The sequence below is a fragment of the Paenibacillus oenotherae genome, from assembly GCF_019443105.1.
Lineage (GTDB): Bacteria > Bacillota > Bacilli > Paenibacillales > Paenibacillaceae > Paenibacillus_Z > Paenibacillus_Z oenotherae.
In genome coordinates, this window is record NZ_JAHZIJ010000054.1 from 1 (window position 1) to 1,600 (window position 1,600).

Sequence of the window (1,600 nt, forward strand, 5' to 3'; positions counted from 1 at the left end):
CCACATTGGCGTCAATTATACTCAACGCGGATACGTCTGCCGCCGCATTCTCGATCTCCTTCGTTACAGGATAATTTTCAAAAACGACGATATTATTGATTAGCCCTTGCTTTATGCTCGACAAGGCTTGAATCTCATACAGCGGATAATAGTCATATTTGTTTGCCTCGGTAGAGGCCTGCTGCACTTTAGTCAATAATTCCACGAAAGACTCCGACGGCTCGCAGCTGATCCGGACCGGAATCGTATTAATGAACAAACCAACCATCGATTCGATTCCTTTTATTTGAGGCGGTCTGCCCGATACAACCGTTCCGAATACAACATCTCGCACCCCGTTATACTTTTGAAGCAGCACGCCCCACAAGCACTGGATCAGTACATTCAACGTCACATTATGGTATCTTGCAAGCTCTTGCAAACTTCGGGTATCTTGCCGACTGAGAGTAAAAACCGATTTTTTCGTTTCTCCCTTTTTACCGGAATAATCTTCTTTCACAATAAATACCTGTTCATCATATTCGGACAAATATGATTTCCAATATTCGGCGGCCACCCGCTCGTCTTGGCCATCCAACCACTTAATATATTGGCTGTATGGAATAACCGGATCAAGAACGGCTTCTGCTCCCTTGACAAACGATTGATACAGTTGCATCGTTTCACTGATAATAGTGGATAAGCACCAGCCGTCCATCAAGATATGATGATGACTCCAAAGTACCTCGAACCGACTAGGGCCTGTCTGAAATACAGCCACTCGCATCAACAAATCCTTCGTGAGGTCAAAGCCGGTCTCTCTGTCCGATCTTCTATAAGCGTTCCATATTTCGTCCTGCTCCTGCTTGTCCATCCGAGACAAATCATTGAAATAAACTTTAAGTTTCCGTTCTCGCAATACAATTTGGACATACTGATCCGTTTTGTTTTTGCGAAAAATGGTCCGCAATATATCGTACCGCTCAATGACCTCATTCAAGCTCCGTTCAAAATACCGGATTTCCAACTCTCCCGCCAAACCGAAGTAATGTTGGGCCAAATAAGCCGATCTGTCTTCGTACATCGTATGAAAGAGCATCCCTTGCTGAAGTGGTGTCATTTTGTAAATATTTTGAACGAGATTTTTCGTTTTCATATTATCTTCTTCCTTTCATATTTCCGCTGCTTTCCATTAATCAAGTTCGATGGACATGGCAATTTCTTGATTCAGCTCTTCCAACTCTTCTATTGAAAGATCGGAGGACATCATGTCGCTTGGCGTCAGTTCGCTCTCTTTTCGCTCGGAGCAATGATCGATGATCCGCTCCAATTGTTGGATGAACCGTTCGCCCAAGGCTGACGCCGTCCTCTCCGCAAAGTGTTTGCTGCTGTAACCGATTTTGATTTGAAAAGCGCCCCCTGCCACCATGCAACTCACTTCGATCAGATGGGCGGCTCGTGACCGGGGACTCATAGAGTTTCCTCCCGATAAGGCAGACATTTCGAAGGCCGTTTCGTTGCTTCCGCCATCAAATTGCCCTAAATAGTTAAAGCTCAGCTCAGGCCCCTCAGTAGCCCGTTCTCCCGCACTTTCATGCGAACTTGTCAATCCATATCCGAT

The 1,600-nt window shown here is 45.4% G+C and carries 2 protein-coding genes; both read right to left on the reverse strand.

All coding sequences use genetic code 11. The annotated features are described in order from the left end of the window. Positions 1-1,135 (reverse strand): condensation domain-containing protein (locus K0T92_RS24445; protein WP_246628412.1); only part of this gene is annotated, 1,135 nt, incomplete at its 3' end. 36 nt (positions 1,136-1,171) lie between these two features. Then, positions 1,172-1,600: condensation domain-containing protein (locus K0T92_RS24450; RefSeq protein WP_246628413.1), on the reverse strand; the 429-nt coding region annotated here is incomplete at its 5' end.